The following is an 18,882-nucleotide window of genomic DNA, read 5'->3' as shown; positions in this document are numbered from 1 at the left end:
ATCGCCCGCGCCCGTCCCAGGCGCGGGCGATGCCGCGTTCCGGAAAGGGACGGGGCTACCCGCGTCCGCCGAACTGCCGGCGGTGGACCTCGACGGCGGCGTAGCGGTCCGCGGTGAGGACGGCGCGGGCGGCGTCCGGGCCGGGGGCGCGGAGCAGGGCGGCGGTGCCCAGCCAGGCGCTGCCGTCGTCGGAGAGGAGCGGGCCGTAGGCGATCAGCTCCTCGCGCTCGGGCGGGGGTGTCAGGTCGGCGGGGCTGCCGGTGCCGAGGCCGAGCACCAGGTAGCGGTGGCCGCCGGTGCGTCCTCCGGGGAACTCGGCCATGGTGCGGCCCAGGAGGTTGCGCCAGCGCCGCAGCAGGACGTCCCGGTAGACGCCCGCCTGGTAGCAGGGCTCGTCGAAGGCGAAGGCCCGGGCGGCCTCGGGGTCGGGAAGGTCGAGGATGTGGACGCTGCCGGTGGGCGTGCCATCGGTGCGGGTGCCGTCGGCGTCGGCGAGGGTGGGGCCGCGGGCGATCATCTCCGCGGCGAACCCGTCCATGTAGGACCAGTGCTCCTCCCGCAGCTCGCGGCGCAGCGCCTCGGAGTGCGCACGGTCCCGGTGGTAGGTGAAGAACTCCGTCCCGGCAGGGTGCCGCCCGGGGGTCAGCACGTCGACCCGAATTCCGCGACGGCCTCGGCGACCCGGGCCGCGCCGTCCTCGCGCGCCATCGCCCCGGCCGCGGCGCGGGCACGGGCCCGGTACGCCGGTTCCCGCAGGACCTCGCGGAGCGCGCCGGCCAGGCGGTCGGCGGAGAGTTCGGCGAACGGGACGGGGGCGGTGGCGGCGCCGGTGCGTGCCAGGCGGGCGGCCCAGAACGGCTGGTCCGCGAGGACCGGGACGGGGACCGCCGGCACGCCCGCGCGCAGGCCGGCGGCCGCCGTGCCCGCGCCGCTGTGGTGGACCACGGCGGCGGTGCGCGGCAGGAGCAGGGCGTGCGGGAGCTCACCGACGGTCAGGAGGTCGTCGCCTCCGGCGGTGAGGCCGGCCCAGCCGGACTGCAGCACGCCCCGGACGCCGGCCCGGCGCAGGGCGCGTGCGACCAGGTCGCCCAGCCGCTCGCCCTCCCCCGCGGCCATGCTGCCGAAGCCGACGAACACCGGCGGCGGGCCGGCCTGGAGGAAGTCCTCCACCTCGGCGGGCAGGCCGCCCCCGGCCGGTTCGTGGGGCCACCAGTTGCCGACCACCGCAAGCTCCTCGGGCCAGTCGGCCGGGCGGGGCAGCAGGACGGGGCTGAAGCCGTGCAGGGCGGGCGCGCCCGCTCGCTCGCGGAGCCGCCGCTGGGCGCGCCGGGGGCGCGCGGGCAGCCCGAGACGGGCCCGCAGGCGGCGAGCCGCGTCCGCGTGCAGCCGGTCCACGGCGTGCCGGGCGAGGGCGCCGGCCGCCCGGTTGCCCCAGCCGCCGAGCGACCGTACGCCACCCACGACCGGCGGGAACTCCCGGGTGGGGGCGACCGGTTGCAGGGGGACGTCCAGGCCGGGGACGCCCATCGCCTCGGCGAGGTGCCGGCCGAGCGGGGCGGTGGTGGCGGAGAACAGCAGCAGGTCGGCGCCGGGGGCGGCGGCGTCGGCGAGGCCGTCGCCGAGCCGGTCGACGAAGGCGGCGGCCTTGGCGAGCAGCGAGGAGCGCCCGTCGGCGGGCGCGCGCGGGTCGACGGGCAGCGGGCGGAACTCCAGGCCGGCGGCGGTGACCAGCGGACCGAAGGACTCCGGCGCGGCCAGCGCCACGGCGTGTCCCTCGGCGCGGAGCCGGGCGCCCAGGCCGGTGTAGGGGGCGACGTCGCCGTACGAACCGGCGGCGGTGAGCAGGATGTCCATGGGGTGTCCTTGGCAGGGGGTACGGGTGCGCGACACGGGGCGCGGGCGGCTCAGGCCCCGGGTGCGTCGGGCCGGCCCGGGGCGCGGAGGCGTCGGGCGTTGGCCGCGATGGCGGCCCGCAGGTACGGCGCCAGGCCGGGGCGCTGCTCGCCCGGCGGGACCACCAGGGCGAAGGCGCGGGCGTCCGCCTCGTAGTCGTCGGCGATCCTGCGGTGCATCTCGGGCGGGCAGGGCGTGAACCAGCGGCCGATGTGCCGGCGGTGCTCCTCGGCCAGGTCGAGGACGGGCCCGCTGTCGGGGGCCGCGCCGGCGTCGAAGGCGGCGAGCAGCCGGGCGCGCCAGTCGGCGGCCTCGGCCATCAGCCGCCGCCAGTCCTCCTTGGTGTGGGCCGCGGCCCGGGCGAGCGCCTGCCGGTGGCTCTCCCGGTCGCCCCACTTGAGGTGGGCGTCGGTGGCGTAGCTGAGGTCGAAGACCACGTCACCGAAGACCTCGAACCGCTCCTGCGGGGTCAGCTCGACGCCGGTGCGCCGGACCTCGATCGCCCGCTCGGCCACCTCGACGAGCTTCTGCAGCCGGGCGATCTGCTCGGTGAGCGCCTGGCGGCGGGCCCGCAGCCGGTCGAGCGCGTCGGCCTGCGGATCGGCCAGGATGCTGGCGATCTCATCGAGGGTGAAGCCCAGCTCCCGGTAGAAGAGGATCTGCTGGAGCCGGGCCAGGTCGCCCTCGCCGTAGAGGCGGTAGCCGGCCGGGCTGCGCTCGCTGGGCGAGAGCAGGCCCGTACGGTCGTAGTGGTGCAGTGTCCGCACGGTGACCCCGGCGAATCCCGAGACCTGCCCGACCGACCAGCTCATGCCGCCCCCACCCCGTACCGTCCGTCAGCGTTCCGTGTACGCCCTCCACGGTGCGCCCTGACGCGGGGTGAGGGTCAAGGGGCGGTGGTGCCGTCGTACGCCCGGCGGGCCCGCTCGACGCGTTCCAGGTTGGCGGCGGACCACTCGGCCAGCCCGGCGAACAGCGGGGCGAGGCTGCGGCCGAGCGGCTTCCACTCGAACGCCTTCGCCTGGGCCGAGCCGGTGCGCTCCCGGCGCACGGTGGCCGCGCCGTTCGGCGACGTCGCCCTGCCGACGGTGGACCCGCAGGACCTCGCCGAGGTGGCCGCCGCCGTCCTGCGCGGTGGCGCGGCCGCCGGGCCGCGGGCCTCCGCGCACGCCGGCCGGACGTACGTGCTGACCGGACCGGCGCCGGTGTCGCCGCGCGAGCAGGCCGAGGCGCTCGGGGCCGCGCTCGGCGAACCGGTGGGCTTCGTCGAGCTGAGCCGCGAGGCGGCCCGCGGCCACCTGCTGACGGTCATGCCGGAGAGCGTCGCGGACGGCACGCTCGACATCCTGGGCGAACCGACCGCCGCCGAACGGCAGGTCAGCCCGGACGTCGAGCACCTGCTGGGCCGAGCGGCCACGCCGTTCGCCGCGTGGGCCCGCCGGAACGCCGCCGCCTTCCGGTGACCGGCCCGGCACGGCACGGCCCGACACGGTCCGGCGCGTCCGGCCCGACGCCTCCCGGGCCGCGCCGCCGCCCGGGACCGGCCGTCCGGCGGAGCACCACCCGCTCAGGTCTCGCGCTGCGGGTGGTACTCCGCCTCGGTTATGCCGAAGGTCCAGGCCACCCCCGCGCGGGCGGTGAGGGTGCTGGGCGGCACCCGCAGCCAGTAGGTGCGGAAGGTGCCGTCGGGCTCGGCGGTCGAGTTGACCACCTCGACCATCACCACCGGCTCGTCAAGGGGCAACTCGATCCGCCAGAGCACACCCGTCTCGTCCTGGTGCACCGGGACGGCGCCGGAGTCGGCCAGGTACCGCTCGTAGCCGTAGTGCTCCAGCAGGACGCGGCGCAGCTCGGCGTTCTCCTCGGTACGGATCCGCTCGACGGTCACGGCGCCGAGCCCGGCGAGGAAGTCGGCAGGCACCGGCATGCCCCGCCAGGCGTGCAGGGCGAAGCCGTCGGAGTAGGCCAGGGCCGGGCCGTCGGCGCGGTCGAGCCGGCCCGCCTCGTCGCGGTGCAGCGCCACCGGGCGCTCGCTGACCAGCACCACGTCCGCGTACGGCCACCACCAGCCGGCGCCGCGCGCGACCTGCGCCAGCGCGGCGATCGCCGCACCCTCGGGCCCGCCGGACACGGCCTGCGCGTCCGGCACGTCCGGCGCCGCCCCCAGCACCCCGGCCGCCTCGAAGGCGGCGAACCAGGGCGCGTCGAACTGGCCGCGGACGGCGTCGAGCAGCGCGAGGCGGGTGACGACCCGGCGCTCCCGGGCGGCCTCCACCACGTCGTCCTCGTCGTTCTCGGTGTCCGGCTCCGGCGCCAGCCGGTCGAGGACGGCGCCGCGGATCCGGTCGGCGAGCGTGTTGGTCACCGGGCCGAGCTCGCCGCCGGTCAGCGCCCAGAGCGGCGCCCAGCCCGCCGCGCCGGTCCGCTCGACCGCCTGTCGGCGGACCGCGTCCCACGGCAGCGTCCGGACCGCCTCGCGCACCGTCACGGCGCCCGCCGCGCGCAGCTCCAGCGCCGCCTCCGCGGCCGCCAGCGGCGAGCCGAACCACCGGACCTCGGCCGGTTCGGCCAGGCCCACCGCGCGGTACGCGGCCCGCACCGCCCGCTCGACGCCGGCCCGGTCGGCCGGGCCGGTCGCGGCCGCCGCCGCCCGCCAGCGGGCGGTCGCCTCGGCGGGCCCGCCCGCCGCGGGGGCCGGTGCCGTCTGTCCAGTCACCATCACACTCTCCGTTCCCGCCCGGGCACCCCGCCCGGCCGTGCCGCGGGCGCCGCGCGCCCGCCCCGATCCCCGTTCACGGTCCGCGCGCTCCGGCGCGCCGCCGTCCGTCAGTCCGCGACCACGCGCACCGCGCCCGGCACGTACTCGCGCTGGCGGACCACCTGGTACCAGCCCTTGGGCAGCGGGATCGCCGCGTGCTCCTCGTGCACCACCCGGCCGCCCTCCGGCAGGTGCAGCCAGGCGGTGCCGAACGGGCCGGACTCGCGCCGCAGCTCCCCCGGACCGACCACCGCGTGCGCGTGGCCGGTGACCTCGCCCAGCGCCAGCACCAGCCGGCCCCGCGCGTCCCTGGGCTGCGCGGCCAGCGACCCCACCCGCACCGGCACCGCGGACTCCTCCACCGGCACCATCAGCACATCTCCCTGACGGAACATCAGTTCTCCCTCGCCGACTCGACGACGCATCGGATTCCCACGCCCCGGACCATAGGACAGGGGTCTGACAACGGTGCCCGGTGCCCCGGGCGGCGGCCGCGCCGGTCGGGTCCGGTGAGGCGGGCCGGGAGACGCGTGCAACGCGCCCGGGCGACGCCCCGGGCACCGGATTGTCGGTCCGGGCTGGTAGACACTTGTTCGGCCCGCACCGACCCCTCCGAGGAGCAGCGCATGACGGTCAACAACCACATCGAGGCGTTCCACGGCCTTCCCGTCTTCGACTTCGTCACGGCCGTCGACGAGGGCGCCGAGCTGCCCGAGCCGGCCGCCGCGGCCTGGAAGATCGCCGTCGAGTTCGAGGCCGATCAGAACTGGATCACGCGCTGGCAGCAGTTCCTGGACCGCGTGGACGTCTCCCGGGTGACCGCCGTGGTGGTCGGCGAGTGGTCGCAGGACGGCCCGGAGAGCTTCGCCGAGCCGCTGGCCGCGATCCTCGGCGCGGCCGGGCGGCTGCCCGCCCTGCGCGGCCTGTTCATCGGCGACATCACGTACGAGGAGAACGAGATCTCCTGGATCGACATGACCGACGTGACGCCGGTGCTGACGGCCTTCCCGCAGCTCACCGAGCTGGTCGTGCGCGGCGGCTGCGACGAACCGGAGGAGGGCGGGACCACCATGCTCCAGCCGGTGCGGCACGAGCACCTGCGGGCGCTGCGGTTCGAGTCGGGCGGCCTGCCCGGCGCGGTGCCGCGGGCCGTCGCGGCGAGCGAGCTGCCCGCGCTGGAGCGGCTGGAGTTCTGGCTCGGGGTGGAGAACTACGGCGGCACCACCGTCCTGGCCGACCTGGAGCCCTTCCTGGACGGCGCGCGCTTCCCCGCGCTGCGCCACCTCGGTCTGCAGAACAGCGAGTTCCAGGACGAGATCGCCGCCGCCCTCGCGCACGCCCCGGTGGTGCCGCGGCTGGAGTCGCTGAACCTGTCGATGGGCGTCTTCACCGACCAGGGCGCGACGGCGCTGCTGGAGGGACAGCCGCTCACCCACCTCAAGTCCCTCGACCTGCACCACCACTACCTCACCGATGCCGTGCAGCAGCGGCTGCGCGAGTCCCTGCCCGGGGTGGCGATCGACCTCTCCGAGCCCGGCAAGCCCGACGACCAGTGGCAGTACGTCGCCGTGGCCGAGTAGCCCACGCGTCGGCCCGCTCGTCCACCACCCGCTCCAGTACCAGCCAGCCATGCCAGCCAAGGGGCACCCGTGTTCATCACCAAGCTCGGCGACCACTTCCTCCACCTGCCGGTCGTCAACCTCTCGCTCCGCGAGCCCGGTCTGCACGATCGGCGCGGGCTGACCGACGAACTGCCGGCGGCGGACACCGCCGCCTGGCGGCTGTCCGTCGGCTACGGTTCGAAGCAGGGCTTCGACGAGCTGTGGTCGGCCTTCCTCGCCGCGGTCGACCCCGCCGCCGTCCGCGCCCTGCTGATCGGCCCCTGGTGGGTGCGGGACTACGTGCCGGTGCGCGAGACGCTCGACCGGATCGTCGCCGACGCCGACCGCTTCCCCGCCCTGGAGGCGCTGTACATCGCCGACGTGACCTCCGAGGACTGCGAGATCTCCTGGCTGGAGATGTCGGACGTCACCCCGGTGCTGAAGGCGTTCCCGCAGCTCACCGACCTGGTGGTGCGCGGCGGCAACGGGCTCGTGCTCAACCCGGTGCAGCACGGGCGGCTGACCACCCTGCGGTTCGAGTCCGGTGGCCTTCCGGACGACGTGGTGCGGGCGGTCGCGGCGAGCGAACTGCCCGCGCTGGAGCGCCTGGAGCTGTGGTTCGGCGTCGACGAGTACGGCGGCGACGCGACCATCGACGACATCGCGCCGATCCTGGCCGGCACCCGGCTGCCGTCGCTGCGCCACCTCGGGCTGGAGAACAGCGAGTTCCAGGACGAGATCGCCGCCGCCGTGGCGCACGCCCCGGTGGTGCCGCGGCTGGAGTCGCTGAGCCTGGCGATGGGTGTGCTGAGTGACGAGGGCGCGGCCGCACTGCTGGACGGCCAGCCGCTCACCCACCTCAAGTCCCTCGACCTGCACCACCACTACCTCACCGACGCCATGCAGGAGCGGGTGCGCCAGGCGCTGCCGGGCGTGGACGTCGACCTCTCCGATGCCGAGGAGGACGACGAGGACGAGTGGCGCTACGTCGCGGTGGCCGAGTAGGCGGACACCGATGCTGACGACGACCCCCCAGAGCTCCGACCGGGCCCGGGCACCCCGTCCGGCCCGGCCGGAGCACCGGCTCCCGCCGGACGGGCGGCTGACCGTGCTCGGCAACCCCGGCCACCGCCGGGTGACGCTGTTCGCGGCCGCCGCCCGGGCCGCCGGGCTGCCCGAGCCCGCCGTCCTGCCCTGGCTCGACCTGCTGCGCGGCACGTACCGGCTGCCCGGGGGCACCGTGCTGCGGATCGAGTCGCCCGGCGAGGAGGAGGCCGTGGACGCGCTGCTGCGCGGACCGGCGCTCGGCGCGCGGTACGCGCCGACCAGGGTCGAGGGCGGAGCCGCCTGGTACGCCGGGGTGACGGCCGCGCTGCGCGCGCTGGCCCGGGCCCCCGGGACGCGGCTGCTCGGGGACCCGGAGGAGATCGCCGTGATGTTCGACAAGCGGCAGGCGCACGCGCTGCTTTCACGCGCTGGTGTACCGGTGCCGCGCGCCCTCGGCGGGGCCTCGGTCGCGGGCTGGGAGGACCTCCGCGCCCGGCTGGACGCCGCCGGGATGCGCCGGGTCTTCCTCAAACCGCCGCACGGCTCCTCCGCGTCGGGCGTGGTGGCACTGGAGTTCGGGCCGCGCGGCCAGATGCGCGCCACCACCTCGGTGGAGCTCGCCGACGGCCGGCTGTACAACTCGCTGCGGGTCCGGCGCTACCAGGAGGAGCGGCTGGTCGCGGACCTGGTCGACCGGCTCGCCCCGGACGGCCTGCACGTCGAGCAGTGGGTGCCGAAGGCCTCCCAGGCGGGCCGCTCGGCCGACCTGCGGGTCGTCGTGGTCGCCGGACGGGCCACCCACGCGGTGGTCCGCACCAGCGCCCAGCCGATGACCAACCTCCACCTCGGCGGCGCCCGGGGCAGCCTGGAGCTGGCCCGGGAGGCCGCCGGAGCGGCCTGGCCGGACGTGCTGGAGACGGCGGAGCGGGCGGCCGCCTGCTTCCCGAACTCCCCGATGGTCGGCGTCGACGTGCTGCCGACCGCCGCCTGGCGGCGGGCGGTGGTCGGCGAGGTCAACGCCTTCGGCGACCTGCTGCCCGGCCTCACCGGCCTGCCCGGCGGGCCCGCCGAGGGCCTCGACACCTACGCCGCCCAGCTCGCCGCGCTCGGCGCCACCGCCGCCGCCGCCACCCCGGAACCGACGACCCACCCACGTACGGAACAGCCCCGATGAACCACCAGCCCGACGCCCACACCTCCGCGGACCCCACCGGCTCCGCCGGGACGGCCCCCGCGGCCGAGTCCCCCGACATGAACGCCGTGGTGGGCAGCCACGACCTGCTGCTCGTCACCCTCGACACCCTGCGCTTCGACGTCGCCGAGGAGCTGGCCGCCGCCGGCCGGACCCCCCACCTGGCCGCCCACCTCCCCGGCGGACGCTGGGAGCGCCGGCACTCCCCCGGCAGCTTCACCTACGCCGCCCACCAGGCGATCCTGGCCGGCTTCCTGCCGACCCCGGCCTCGCCCGACGGACCGCACCCGCGCCTGTTCGCCGCCCGGTTCGCCGGTTCGGAGAGCACCGCACCGCGCACCTGGGTGTTCGACGCCCCGGACCTGCCGGGCGCGCTCGCCGCCGCCGGCTACCGCACGGTCTGCATCGGCGGCGTCGGCTTCTTCAACAAGCAGGGCCCGCTCGGCTCGGTGCTGCCCGGCCTCTTCCAGGAGAGCCACTGGTCACCGCGGATGGGCGTCCCCTCGCCCACCTCCTTCGAGGAGCAGGTCGCCTGCGCGGAGCGGGTCGCCGCCGAGCAGCCCGCCGGGCAGCCGCTCTTCCTCTTCGTCAACGTCCCGGCGCTGCACCAGCCGAACTGGTTCCACCTGCCCGGCGCGACGCGCGAGCACGGGGACAGCCGGGCCAGCCACGCCGCCGCCCTGGAGTACGTGGACGCCCACATCGGCCGGCTGTTCACGGCGATGAGCGCCCGCCGTCCGTGCTTCGCGATCGTCTGCTCGGACCACGGCACGGCCTACGGGGAGGACGGCTACACCGGCCACCGGATCGGCCACGAGGTGGTCTGGACGGTGCCGTACGCCCACTTCACGCTCCCCGCGAGCACGCCGCCGTCCGCCACGCCCGCCGAGGAGTCCGCATGACCACCGCCCCCGCCCGGCCGGCGCCCGGCACGTCCCCCGCGGCCGTGCCCGTCCCGGTGACCGAGCTGCCGTACGCGCCCCCGTACCAGTCGTACGTCTACGCCTACCCCCACAAGACGGCCTACCGCGAGCTGCCCGACCGACCGCCGCTGCGCGAGCTGTGGGCGGGCGAGCCGCAGCACGCGCTCTCCCTCTACCTGCACATCCCGTTCTGCGAGGTCCGCTGCGGCTTCTGCAACCTGTTCACCCGGATCGGCGGTCCGGACGGCCTGACCACCGCCTACCTGGACGCCCTCGACCGGCAGGCGGTCGCCGTGCGCGCGGCGCTGGACGAGGGCGCCCGGTTCGCGCTCGCCGCCTTCGGCGGCGGCACCCCCACCTATCTGAGCGCCGCCGAGCTGGAGCGGCTCTGCGACATCGCCGAGCACCGGATGGGCGCCGACCTGCGGGCGGTCCCGCTGTCGGTGGAGGCCTCCCCCGCGACCGCGACGGCCGACCGCCTCGCGGTGCTCGCCGAGCGGGGCACCACCCGGCTGAGCCTGGGCGTGCAGTCCTTCGTGGACGCGGAGGCCCGCTCCGCGGTCCGCCCGCAGAAGCGCGCCGACGTCGAGGCCGCGCTGGGCCGGATCCGCGACGCCGGAATCCCGGTCCTCAACATCGACCTCATCTACGGCATCGACGGCCAGACCGAGGCCAGTTGGCTCCACTCTCTGGACGCCGCGCTGGCCTGGCAGCCCGAGGAGCTGTACCTCTACCCGCTCTACGTGCGCCCGCTGACCGGACTGGCCCGGCGCGGGGAGGCGGAGAGCCCGGCCCAGTGGGACGCCCGCCGGCTCGCGCTCTACCGGGCCGGCCGCGACCACCTGCTCGCCCACGGCTACCAGCAGGTGTCGATGCGGATGTTCCGCCGGGCGGCCGCGCCGCAGGCCGGGGTGAGCGAGTACGCCTGCCAGACCGACGGCATGGTCGGCCTCGGCTGCGGCGCCCGGTCCTACACCTCGCGGCTGCACTACTCCTTCGACTACGCGGTGGACGCCACCGAGGTGCGCCGCATCATCGACGACTACGTGGCCACCGAGACCTTCGACCGCGCCGTGGTCGGCCGGGCGATGACCCCGGCCGAGGCGCGGCGCCGGCACCTCGTGCAGTCGCTGCTCCAGGCGGAGGGGCTGGCGCCCGCCGAGTACCGGGCCCGCTTCGGCAGCACCCCGGCCGAGGACTTCCCCGCCGAACTGGCGGAGTTCGCGGCCCGCGGCTGGCTCGCGGAGGGCACCGGTGACGCCCTTCGGCTGTCCCCCGAGGGCCTCGCGCACTCGGACGCCGTCGGGCCGACGCTGTTCTCGCCCGAGGTGCGCGCGCTGATGGCCGAATACGAGGCCAAGTGACCTTCCTCGGCATGCCCGCCCCCGGCCCGGCCGTCAACGGCCTCCCGGCCACCGGTCGCCCGGCCACCGGCCTTCCGGGTCCCGCTGAAGGCCCGCCCGCCGACGGCCCGGCGGGGCGCCCCCTCGACCTCGGCATCCTCTACCGGGGCCCGCTGGCCTCCTGCGACTACGACTGCCCGTACTGCCCGTTCGCCAAGCGGCGCGACACGCCCGGGCAACTGCGTGCCGACCGGGCCGCGCTGGAGCGGTTCACCGGCTGGGTGGCCGGACGCGCCGGCACCGGCGACACCGTCTCGGTGCTGTTCACCCCCTGGGGCGAGGGGCTGGTGCGGTCCTGGTACCGGCGCGCCATGGTCGAGTTGAGCCGGCTGCCGCACGTCCGGCGGGTCGCCGTCCAGACCAACCTCAGCTGCCGCACCGCCTGGCTGGCCGAGGCGGACCTCACCACCCTCGCGCTCTGGGTCACCTACCACCCCGGCCAGGTCGACCGGGACCGCTTCCTCGCCAAGTGCCGCGAACTCGACGCCCTCGGTGCGCGGTACAGCATCGGGGTGGTCGGGCAGCCGGAGCACCTGGCGGCGGCCCGACGGCTGCGCGCCGAGCTGTCGCCGGCGGTCTACCTCTGGGTGAACGCCGCCGAGGGGTACACCTACACCGACGCCGAGGCCGCCGACTGGACCGCCCTCGACCCGCACTTCGGCTTCAGCCGGAACGCCCACCCCAGCGCCGGCCGCCCGTGCCGCACCGGCGAGTCCGTGCTGTCGGTCGACGGCGACGGCACGGTCCGCCGCTGCCACTTCGTCCGCGAGGAGCTCGGCAACCTCTACGACGGCTCCTACCGCGCCCGGCTCGCCCCGCGCCCCTGCCCGCTGCCGGTCTGCGACTGCCACATCGGCTATGTCCACCTGGAGACCCTGCCGCTGTACGACGTCTTCGCGGGCGGCGTCCTGGAACGGATCCCGCACACCTGGTGACGCGGCCCGCCCGCTGCGCGCGGCGAGCGCGCCTACGCGGCCGGCCCGCCCGGGCGCGCTGACGGACCGTCGCCCGGTGTGCCGTGGAAGCCCCCGGCCGCCGGCGCCGCCAGGGCCGCCTGGAACAGGGCCCCCACCGTGGCGTACGCGTGGTCGAGGTCGACGGCCTCGGGGGCGATGCGCCACTGCTGGTTCAGGCCCATGACGATGGCGAGCATGACCGTGCCGACGTCCTCCGGGGTGGCCCCCTCGGGGAGCTCGGCGGGGTCGATGCACGCCCGCAGCCGCTCGCGCAGTGCCTGATGGAGGTCGCCGTACCACCGGTGCAGGGGTGAGGCGGTGTCGACGGCCTCGGCCAGCAGTGTCACGAACAGCATGGTCGTGGGCTGTCTGGTGAACGTCAGGGCCTCCCGCAGCGCCCGGTCGAGCGCGCCCGGTCCGGGCTCGGGGGTGCCGAAGCCGGCCCGGACGGTGTCCAGCAGGTGCTCGATGACCGCGGCGAGCAGGCCCTCCTTGTTGCCGAAGTGCCAGGGAATGGAGCCGCGGCTGATCCCGGACCGCTCGGCGATGTCGGCGAAGGTCGTCCCCCGGTACCCGCGTTCGGCGAAGAGCTCGGCCGCGGCCGTCATGAGCAGCCGCCGGCTCTCCTGGGTCGTGTCCGTGCGTCGCGTCGCCATGATCCCCCGTCCGGTTCCTGTTCCCCGCCCAGGGTAGGCGATTGGCCAGCCAGCCATTTACCAGTCAGCCAGAACAGTCTATGTTGGCCAGCACAGACCGGCACAGCCACGGAGGACGAGCCATGCGGTGGGTCACGTTCGAGACCGAGCACGGGGACAGGGTCGGGGTCGTCGAAGACGACAGCATTCACGCACTGCCACCGGGGACCGACCTCGTCGAGCTGCTCGGACGAGGAGCCGACGGCCTGCGGGAGGCGGGCGAGGAGGCGCTTCGCAAGCCCGCCGACATGCTCCCGCTGGCCGCGGCGAAGCTGCGCGCGCCGGTCCCGAGGCCGCCCGTGCTGCGCGACTGCCTCTGCTTCCTCGACCACATGCGCAACTGTCAGCAGGTGATGGGAGCGTCCCGGGCCCTCAAGGACTCCTGGTACGAGATCCCGGCGTTCTACTTCGCCTGCCCCACCACGGTCATCGGCCCCTACGACGACGTGCCGATGGCTCCCGGCTGCGCCTGGTTCGACTTCGAACTCGAGATCGCCGCCGTAATCGGCGCGGGCGGCCGGGACCTGACGCCCCAGCAGGCCGAGCGGGCCATCGCCGGCTACACGATCTACGCCGACTGGTCCGCCCGCGACCTCCAGCTGCGGGAGTCCCCGATGGGGATCGGGCAGGCCAAGGGGAAGGACTGCGCCACCACGCTCGGCCCGTACCTGGTGACCCCCGACGAGCTGGATCCCTACCGGACGCCGGACGGGAGGATCGCCCTTCGGGCGAGCGCCCTGGTCAACGGCGAACCGGTCGGCAGCGGCCGTACCGACGCGATGGACTGGAGCTTCGGCGAAGTCGTCTCCTACGCCTCCCGCGGGGTCACCCTCGGGCCGGGTGAGGTGTTCGGATCGGGCACCGTGCCGACCTGCTGCCTCATCGAGCACCTCGACCTGGGCGACCTGTCCGGTTTCCGGGGCTGGCTGAAGCCGGGAGACGTCGTCTCCCTGCGCGTCGAGGGGCTGGGCGAGACCCGCCAGACCGTCCGCGGCACGCCCTCCCCGCACAAGCTCGCGCCCCGCCCCGCCCCCGGCGCCGACCGCAGGGCCGCCCGGACCCGGGTGAACCGGGCGCCGTCGGCACTGCCGTACACCCGGGGACTGCACGAGGTGGGCAAGGACGTGTGGGCCTGGCTGCTGCCCGACGGCGGCTACGGCTGGAGCAACGCCGGCCTGGTCGCCGGATCGGGGGCCTCGCTGCTGGTGGACACCCTCTTCGACCTGCCCCTGACCCGCGAGATGCTGAGCGCGATGCGGCCGATCACCGACCGGAACCCCCTGACGCACGCGGTCCTCTCCCACGCCAACGGCGACCACACCCACGGCAACCAGCTGCTCGGCGACCACGTGCGGATCGTCGCGGCCGGGGAGACCGCCGCGGAAATGCGCCAGGAGATGACCCCGGACATGCTGACCGCCGTCCAGGTCGCCGACCTCGGACCGGTCCTGAGCCCCTATCTGAAGGAACGGTTCGCCGCCTTCGACTTCAGCGGGATCCGGCCGCGGATGCCCGACGACACCTTCGACGACGAGCTGACCCTCGACATCGGCGGCCGGCAGGTCCGGGTGCTGAACCTGGGCCCGGCGCACACCGGCGCCGACTCGGTGGTGCACGTCCCCGACGCGGGCGTGCTGTTCACCGGCGACCTGCTCTTCGTCGGCTGCACCCCGATCGTCTGGCGCGGACCCATCGCCAACTGGATCGCCGCCTGCGACACCATGCTCGCCCTGGACGCGCCCACGGTCGTGCCCGGGCACGGCCCCGTCACCGGCCCCGACGGGATCCGAGCGGTCCGGGGCTACTTCACCCACCTGATCGAGCAGGCCGATGCCGCCCACGCCCGGGGCCTGAGCCTCGCCGAAGCGGCCGCCACGATCGACCTGGCCGAGTACGCCACCTGGCTGGACGCCGACCGCGTCGTGGCCAACCTCCACCGGCGCTACCGCGAGCTGGACCCGGCCACCCCCGCCCTCGGGATCCTGGAACTGCAGACCCTGCAGGCCGAATGGAACGCCACCCGCAACGGACCGTGGTGAACACCGAACCGGGCAGCGGGCCGCCCCGCCTCGTGAACACCCGGCGGGGCGCGCCCGATGACGGCGCCTCGGACGAAAACCGGTTGCGGGGCGACCACTCCGCGTGACAGCGTGGCCGTGATCCCGCAGAGGGTGATCCCAGCGAAAGGGCTGCTCATGACAGGCTGCGCCGAACCGGGCCTGGTGCTCGGCGACTTGTCGGTCCGCACGCCGACCGGGGAGCCACCTCTCGTCTGACCCATCGTCGTTCCCCTCCTCGTCGGCGTGTTCTTCGTGCCCACCCGCACGTTCGACCACGAGGAGTCCCGGTGTCCGGAACCACCCGCACCGACGCGCACACCACCGTCAGCACCACCGCCACCGCCGTCACGACCGTCATCCCGTTCACCGCTCTGGCCACCCGGTGGCACAGCGAGAACGGCACGCCGCCGCCCGGGCGCGTCGTCCTCGCCGACGACCGGATGCCGGCCGGCACCGCCCACCGCCTGGCCTCCGACGGCGTCGCCGTCCTCTGGCAGGGCGACTACCACGGTGCCCGGCACCTGCTCACCGCCCTGACCCGGCGGGCCGCACGCGCCGCGCACCGACCGCGCGCCACGGGCGCGGCCACCCCTGGCGAGGAGTTCCGCGAGCAGCGGCGGGAGCGTGCCCGGACCGCCCGGCTGCTCGGCCGCCTCGTGGTGCGGCTGGAGGCCGACCACGCCCTGCGGCTGCGCCGCGCACCCGACGTCCGGCAGGCCTGCCGGGAGGCGTACGGCCCGCCCGACGGGCCCCGGGTGGTCGCCCTGCGGGAGCTGCTCGGCGTCCTCGGCGCGCGGCAGTGGCGCGAGAGGGGCGTGGACGTGCCCGCCCTCGGCGCGCGCGTCCACCCGCACTACGGCGTGTTCTCCCCGGTCCGCGGCGAGTACGTCGACCTGGTGGCCCGGGCGCCGCTGCCCGCCGCCGCAACGGGCGGCGGCACCGCGTTCGACCTCGGCACCGGCACCGGAGTGCTGGCCGCCGTCCTGGCCCGGCGCGGGGTCGGCCGGGTGCTGGTCACCGACGCCAATCCGCGCGCCCTGGCCTGCGCCAGCGACAACGCGCGCCGGCTGGGGCTGGCCGACCGCATCCGGCCGGCCGGCACCGGGCTCTATCCGCCCGGCGGGGAGCGGGCCGCCCTGGCGGTCTGCAATCCGCCGTGGCTGCCAGCCGAGCCCACCTCCGCCCTGGAGCAGGGCGTGTACGACCCCGGCGGCCGGATGCTGGAGGGCTTCCTCGGCGGGCTGACCGAGCGGCTCGCGCCCGGCGGCGAGGGCTGGCTGGTCCTCTCCGACCTCGCCGAACACCTGGGCCTGCGCTCCCGGGACGATCTGCTCGCCGCCTTCGCGGCCGCCGGTCTGCGCGTCGCCGGGAGGCTGGACACCCGCCCCCGGCACCGCCGCGCGGCCGAGTCCGCCGCCCGCGCCGCCGAGGTGACGTCGCTCTGGCGCCTCGCCCCGGCGTGACGCCCCGTCGCCCGCCGGACACACCGGGACATTCCGGGCGTCCGGCGTGGCCCGCGGTGGGCCGACGTACCTACGCTGGAAGGACGAGGAGGCGATCAGCATGCTTGGAGACGCACCCCTGGTGGCGATCATCCCTGCCACCGACCTGGCCCGGGCGAAGTCCTTCTACACCGACACCCTCGGCCTCAAGCTCACCGACGCCGGCCCGGAGGGCGACCTGACCTTCGAGTGCGGCGGCACCGAGTTCGGCATCTACGAGACACCCAGCGGCGGCCAGGCCGCTCACACCCTGGCCAGTTTCAAGGTCCCCGACCTGGACTCGGAGATGGCCGCCCTGCGCGGCAAGGGCGTCGTGTTCGAGGAGTACGACCTGCCCGGCCTGAAGACCGTCGACGGCGTCGTGGAGGCCGAGGGCATGCGCGCCGCCTGGTTCAAGGACAGCGAGGGCAACATCCTCTGCCTGAACGAGCGGACCACCGGCTGACGAACACCGGCCGACGATCACCGGCTCCGAGACCTGAGCGCCCGGCCGGGCCCGACCCGGCCGGGCGTCGGCGCGCCCGCCACCACCCCGGCCGCCCGGCCGGTGTCATCCGCACACGGCTCTCCGGGATTCACGACCCATTCGCCGACTGTCTGATTTGCCCCGCTATTTCATGCAATGACCAGTACGCCTTGATTCGTCGACGAAGGGTGATTCATGGGCTGACGCCCGACCCGTCCCCCGACGATCGGCGGGGTTCGCCGACCGGAATTTGACGCCGGCCGATCACCTTGGGGATAGTCCGTTCCGGGCCGACCGGGCGATACCACCGATCTCCTGCTCGGGGGCGAGGAGACCGGGGGTGCGATGCGATTTCCGAAGGCCATGGGCACGCTGCTGGCTGCCGCACTGAGCACGCCCCAGGCACCGGCGGGCGCCGCCCCGGCGGAACCGGTCGAGCCGGCCGCGGCCGTCGCCCCCGCCGCACCGGGCGAAGAATCGTTCATGCAGATCGTCGCGCACCAGGACGACGACATCCTCTTCATGAACCCGGACCTGAACCGGCAGTACGCCGCGCCCTCCGTCACCGTCTACCTGACCGGCGGCGAGGGGACGGACCCCCGGTTCGCCGACCCGTGCGCCTATTCGGCCAGCCGGGACGCCGGCGCACGGGCCGCGCACGCCCGCCTGGCCGGCGTGGCGGAGCCCAGCTGGAACACCGCCGCAGTCCGGCTGACCAGCGGAAAGACCGTCCAGATCGACACCCTGGACCAGGCTCCGCAGATCAAGCTGGTGTTCCTCAGGCTGCACGACGGCGGCAATGGGACCTACCCCCTCAGCGAGGGCCGGACCACCCTCTTCGGCCTGACCACCGAGGGCCCCGGCGGCCCCTCCCACCAGGCCACGCTCGGCAGCCTGCCCGCCGACGGGCAGTGCGACCCCGCGTACGCGGACCAGGACTACACCCACGACGACATCGTCGCCGCACTGACCGAGCTGATGGAACGGTTCCGCCCGACCGTGCTGCTCGCCCAGGACCCGCGCGTGCCGTACGACTACGACCGCAATCCGCTCAATCCCGCCGACCACGCCGACCACATCTCCGCCGCGCGATTCGCCGGAAAGGCCGCACGCGGTTATCACGGGCCGGACGGGAACGGTCGGCTGATCCTCCGTAACTACCGCGACTACAACGTCCGGATGGACCCGCCGAATCTGCCCGCGAGTACCGCGAAGGAGAAGAAGAAGACCTTTCTCGCCTATCTCGGGCCGAAGCGTCCACCGACCGGCGGCGGGTATTCCGGGAAGTACGACCCGAAGCCGAATCCGGAGGAGCCGAATTTCTACGCGGACTTCCCGTCCCGGCAGTATCCGCGGTGGTCGAACGGCACCGCCTGGGCGGCCCAGGACGCCACCGGCGCGCTGAACGCCTTCGCCGTGCTCGACAACCAGGTGCAGGCCTGGCGCGAGTCCGAGCCGGGCGGCGAGTGGGGCGGGCCGGTGCCGGTCCCCGGCAGCGAGGGCCTCACGGCCGCGCTCGGGGTGGCGCGCGACGCCGCCGGACTGCTCCACCTGTTCGGCATCCGGCTGAGCGACGACGCGATCGTCACCGTCGCCCAGACCGCTCCGGGCACCTGGGGCGAGTGGACGGTACTCGGCAATCCCGACCCCGCCACCCCGGAGCTCATCGGTAGCCCCGTCCCGGTCCTCGGCGGCGACGGCCGGCTGACCGTCTTCGTCCGCAACGCCGGCGGCGGCGTCAGCGCGCTCGGCGAACTGCCGGACGGCGGCTGGCCGGCGCAGTGGGCCGACCTCGGCGGCACCCGGGTGCGGGACGGTCTGGCCGCCACGCTCGCCGCCGACGGACGGATCGAGCTGTTCGCGCCGACCGGGGACGGCATCGGGCACTGGCGGCAGTCGGAGCCCGGCGGTTCCTTCGTCCGGGACGCCGCCTTCCTCGGCCCGCCCCCGGCCGGACCGGTCACCGTGGGCCGCACCGCCGACGGCCGGCTGGAGCTGTTCTTCCACCAGGCCGGCACCGGACAGGTCGTCACCCGGCACGAGCGGGCGAGCGGCTCCTGGACCACCACCCCCGAGTCGCTGGGCGGCCCGGCCGGGCTGGAGGGCGTCGCCGCGGTGACCGGAACCGACGGCCGCACGACGGTGGCCATCCGCAACGGCGCGGGCGGGATCAGCCTGGCCTCGCGGTCGGCGCCCGACCGGGGCTTCGCCGCGCGGTGGTCCGACCTCGGCCGACTGATCGTCGGCGCGCCGGCCGTGGCCCTCGACGCCACCGGCCGCCGGGTCGTCCTGGTGCTCGGACCGGACGCCGTCCTGCGCACCGCGCGGCAGAGCGAACCGGGGGCCGACAGCCCGTTCGGCGCCTGGAGGGCGGCCGGGCGCTGAG

18 protein-coding genes are annotated in these 18,882 nt (G+C 75.5%); 11 read left to right on the top strand and 7 right to left on the bottom strand.

Annotation, left to right across the window (positions count from 1 at the left end):
• Positions 1-55: 55 nt before the first annotated feature.
• The 4 genes from ABT238_RS12530 to ABT238_RS12515 all read right to left on the bottom strand — a co-directional run bounded on the left by ABT238_RS12530 (position 56) and on the right by ABT238_RS12515 (position 2,944).
• Complete coding sequence (locus ABT238_RS12530; RefSeq protein WP_350757007.1) at positions 56-649, bottom strand: YciI family protein; 594 nt, start codon at positions 647-649, stop codon at positions 56-58.
• A complete protein-coding gene (locus ABT238_RS12525) occupies positions 643-1,854 on the bottom strand; it encodes a glycosyltransferase (protein ID WP_350757004.1) in 1,212 nt (403 codons plus the stop codon). Before ABT238_RS12525 ends, ABT238_RS12530 begins: the two co-directional genes overlap by 7 nt.
• Positions 1,855-1,904: 50 nt before the next feature.
• Positions 1,905-2,705 (bottom strand): MerR family transcriptional regulator, encoded by an 801-nt coding sequence (locus ABT238_RS12520; protein WP_350562973.1) that lies wholly within the window; start codon positions 2,703-2,705, stop codon positions 1,905-1,907.
• Between the two features lie 74 nt (positions 2,706-2,779).
• Positions 2,780-2,944, bottom strand: a complete 165-nt coding sequence (locus ABT238_RS12515) for a hypothetical protein (protein WP_502884198.1) — start codon at positions 2,942-2,944, stop codon at positions 2,780-2,782.
• A gap of 1 nt (position 2,945) precedes the next feature.
• Here ABT238_RS12515 and ABT238_RS12510 point away from each other — a divergent pair, with 1 nt between their 5' ends.
• Positions 2,946-3,356, top strand: coding sequence for a Rossmann-fold NAD(P)-binding domain-containing protein (locus ABT238_RS12510; RefSeq protein WP_502891425.1), 411 nt, complete (start codon positions 2,946-2,948; stop codon positions 3,354-3,356).
• Between the two features lie 104 nt (positions 3,357-3,460).
• Here the strand turns inward: ABT238_RS12510 and ABT238_RS12505 are convergent, their stop codons facing one another.
• Positions 3,461-4,612 carry a DUF6745 domain-containing protein gene (locus ABT238_RS12505; RefSeq protein ID WP_350562971.1) on the bottom strand — a complete coding sequence of 384 codons (1,152 nt, stop codon included), beginning with the start codon at positions 4,610-4,612 and terminating at the stop codon, positions 3,461-3,463.
• Positions 4,613-4,719: 107 nt separating this feature from the next.
• A complete protein-coding gene (locus ABT238_RS12500) occupies positions 4,720-5,046 on the bottom strand; it encodes a DUF8820 family protein (RefSeq protein WP_350562969.1) in 327 nt (108 codons plus the stop codon).
• A gap of 231 nt (positions 5,047-5,277) precedes the next feature.
• On the opposite strand from ABT238_RS12500, the gene ABT238_RS12495 reads away from it, so the two are divergent.
• The 6 genes from ABT238_RS12495 to ABT238_RS12470 all read left to right on the top strand — a co-directional run bounded on the left by ABT238_RS12495 (position 5,278) and on the right by ABT238_RS12470 (position 11,752).
• The gene (locus tag ABT238_RS12495) at positions 5,278-6,231 is read left to right on the top strand and encodes an STM4015 family protein (protein WP_350562967.1); all 954 of its coding nucleotides are present in this window, start codon (positions 5,278-5,280) and stop codon (positions 6,229-6,231) included.
• 69 nt (positions 6,232-6,300) lie between these two features.
• The gene (locus tag ABT238_RS12490) at positions 6,301-7,257 is read left to right on the top strand and encodes an STM4015 family protein (RefSeq protein ID WP_502884196.1); all 957 of its coding nucleotides are present in this window, start codon (positions 6,301-6,303) and stop codon (positions 7,255-7,257) included.
• Between the two features lie 10 nt (positions 7,258-7,267).
• A complete protein-coding gene (locus tag ABT238_RS12485) occupies positions 7,268-8,473 on the top strand; it encodes an STM4014 family protein (protein WP_350562965.1) in 1,206 nt (401 codons plus the stop codon).
• 77 nt (positions 8,474-8,550) lie between these two features.
• Positions 8,551-9,393 carry an STM4013/SEN3800 family hydrolase gene (locus ABT238_RS12480; RefSeq protein ID WP_350757162.1) on the top strand — a complete coding sequence of 281 codons (843 nt, stop codon included), beginning with the start codon at positions 8,551-8,553 and terminating at the stop codon, positions 9,391-9,393.
• Positions 9,390-10,778, top strand: a complete 1,389-nt coding sequence (locus ABT238_RS12475) for an STM4012 family radical SAM protein (protein ID WP_350757001.1) — start codon at positions 9,390-9,392, stop codon at positions 10,776-10,778. Before ABT238_RS12480 ends, ABT238_RS12475 begins: the two co-directional genes overlap by 4 nt.
• Positions 10,779-10,789: 11 nt before the next feature.
• Positions 10,790-11,752 carry an STM4011 family radical SAM protein gene (locus ABT238_RS12470; RefSeq protein ID WP_350756999.1) on the top strand — a complete coding sequence of 321 codons (963 nt, stop codon included), beginning with the start codon at positions 10,790-10,792 and terminating at the stop codon, positions 11,750-11,752.
• A gap of 32 nt (positions 11,753-11,784) precedes the next feature.
• Here the strand turns inward: ABT238_RS12470 and ABT238_RS12465 are convergent, their stop codons facing one another.
• Positions 11,785-12,429: a TetR/AcrR family transcriptional regulator gene (locus tag ABT238_RS12465; protein ID WP_350756995.1), complete on the bottom strand. Its 645-nt coding sequence runs from the start codon at positions 12,427-12,429 to the stop codon at positions 11,785-11,787.
• Positions 12,430-12,551: 122 nt separating this feature from the next.
• Between ABT238_RS12465 and ABT238_RS12460 the strand changes: the two genes are divergently transcribed.
• The 4 genes from ABT238_RS12460 (at position 12,552) to ABT238_RS12445 (ending at position 18,881) form a co-directional block, all read left to right on the top strand.
• The gene (locus ABT238_RS12460; protein WP_350756992.1) at positions 12,552-14,507 is read left to right on the top strand and encodes a fumarylacetoacetate hydrolase family protein; all 1,956 of its coding nucleotides are present in this window, start codon (positions 12,552-12,554) and stop codon (positions 14,505-14,507) included.
• A gap of 377 nt (positions 14,508-14,884) precedes the next feature.
• Positions 14,885-15,991 carry a methyltransferase gene (locus ABT238_RS12455; RefSeq protein WP_350757159.1) on the top strand — a complete coding sequence of 369 codons (1,107 nt, stop codon included), beginning with the start codon at positions 14,885-14,887 and terminating at the stop codon, positions 15,989-15,991.
• Between the two features lie 100 nt (positions 15,992-16,091).
• Positions 16,092-16,475 (top strand): VOC family protein, encoded by a 384-nt coding sequence (locus ABT238_RS12450; protein ID WP_350562955.1) that lies wholly within the window; start codon positions 16,092-16,094, stop codon positions 16,473-16,475.
• 366 nt (positions 16,476-16,841) lie between these two features.
• A complete protein-coding gene (locus tag ABT238_RS12445; protein ID WP_350756989.1) occupies positions 16,842-18,881 on the top strand; it encodes a DUF8189 domain-containing protein in 2,040 nt (679 codons plus the stop codon).
• Position 18,882: the final 1 nt, after the last annotated feature.

It is taken from the genome of Kitasatospora sp. NPDC001527, from assembly GCF_040298605.1.
Lineage (GTDB): Bacteria > Actinomycetota > Actinomycetes > Streptomycetales > Streptomycetaceae > Kitasatospora.
The sequence above is the reverse complement of the archived record's forward strand: the minus strand, read 5'-3'. Positions and strand labels throughout refer to the sequence as shown.

Coding starts and splice junctions, on each gene's coding strand:
- ABT238_RS12525 (WP_350757004.1), bottom strand. CDS start 1,854: ATGGACATCCTGCTCACCGCCGCCGGTTCGTACGGCGACGTCGCCCCC.
- ABT238_RS12520 (WP_350562973.1), bottom strand. CDS start 2,705: ATGAGCTGGTCGGTCGGGCAGGTCTCGGGATTCGCCGGGGTCACCGTG.
- ABT238_RS12505 (WP_350562971.1), bottom strand. CDS start 4,612: ATGGTGACTGGACAGACGGCACCGGCCCCCGCGGCGGGCGGGCCCGCC.
- ABT238_RS12500 (WP_350562969.1), bottom strand. CDS start 5,046: ATGTTCCGTCAGGGAGATGTGCTGATGGTGCCGGTGGAGGAGTCCGCG.
- ABT238_RS12495 (WP_350562967.1), top strand. CDS start 5,278: ATGACGGTCAACAACCACATCGAGGCGTTCCACGGCCTTCCCGTCTTC.
- ABT238_RS12485 (WP_350562965.1), top strand. CDS start 7,268: ATGCTGACGACGACCCCCCAGAGCTCCGACCGGGCCCGGGCACCCCGT.
- ABT238_RS12480 (WP_350757162.1), top strand. CDS start 8,551: ATGAACGCCGTGGTGGGCAGCCACGACCTGCTGCTCGTCACCCTCGAC.
- ABT238_RS12475 (WP_350757001.1), top strand. CDS start 9,390: ATGACCACCGCCCCCGCCCGGCCGGCGCCCGGCACGTCCCCCGCGGCC.
- ABT238_RS12470 (WP_350756999.1), top strand. CDS start 10,790: ATGCCCGCCCCCGGCCCGGCCGTCAACGGCCTCCCGGCCACCGGTCGC.
- ABT238_RS12465 (WP_350756995.1), bottom strand. CDS start 12,429: ATGGCGACGCGACGCACGGACACGACCCAGGAGAGCCGGCGGCTGCTC.
- ABT238_RS12460 (WP_350756992.1), top strand. CDS start 12,552: ATGCGGTGGGTCACGTTCGAGACCGAGCACGGGGACAGGGTCGGGGTC.
- ABT238_RS12450 (WP_350562955.1), top strand. CDS start 16,092: ATGCTTGGAGACGCACCCCTGGTGGCGATCATCCCTGCCACCGACCTG.
- ABT238_RS12445 (WP_350756989.1), top strand. CDS start 16,842: ATGCGATTTCCGAAGGCCATGGGCACGCTGCTGGCTGCCGCACTGAGC.